Annotated in this window: 1 protein-coding gene; it reads right to left on the reverse strand. The window is 30.9% G+C overall.

Annotated elements, in window-relative coordinates:
• Positions 1–559, reverse strand: a 559-nt coding sequence (locus LDP10_RS03135) for a dihydroxy-acid dehydratase (RefSeq protein WP_265197275.1), incomplete at both ends; no start/stop codon positions are given.

The following is a 559-nucleotide window of genomic DNA, read 5'->3' on the forward strand; positions in this document are numbered from 1 at the left end:
ACTAATGCTATTAATCCTTTATTTGCTGCTTCTGGTGCAATATGACCTATAGATAAACCTGCTGTGCCACCAGAAAATCTTCCGTCAGTAATTAAAGCACAAGATTTATCCAAATTCATAGATTTTAAGTATGTAGTTGGATAAAGCATTTCTTGCATTCCTGGACCACCTTTAGGTCCTTCATATCTAATAACAACAATATTTCCTGCTATAACTTTCTTATTTAAAATAGCTTCTATAGCTTCTTCTTGACTTTCATATACTTTTGCAAAACCTTGAAAAACAAGATTATCTTTATTAACCCCTGCTGTTTTTACAATACAACCATTTTTTGCTATATTCCCATATAATATTGCTAATCCACCATCTTTACTATAAGCGTTTTGATAAGATCTTATACATCCAGTTTGACGATTGGTATCTATACTGTTCCATCTGGAATTTTGTGAAAAAGGAATTTGTGTTTTAATACCCATTGGTGCAGCTTTAAACATTTTAAGCACTCTTTTACTTTTAGTAGACATTACATCATATTTTTTTAATGTCTCTTCTAAAGTCA

The sequence above is a fragment of the Buchnera aphidicola (Pemphigus obesinymphae) genome (genome assembly GCF_026122815.1).
Classification (GTDB): Bacteria; Pseudomonadota; Gammaproteobacteria; order Enterobacterales; family Enterobacteriaceae; genus Buchnera_C; species Buchnera_C aphidicola_BJ.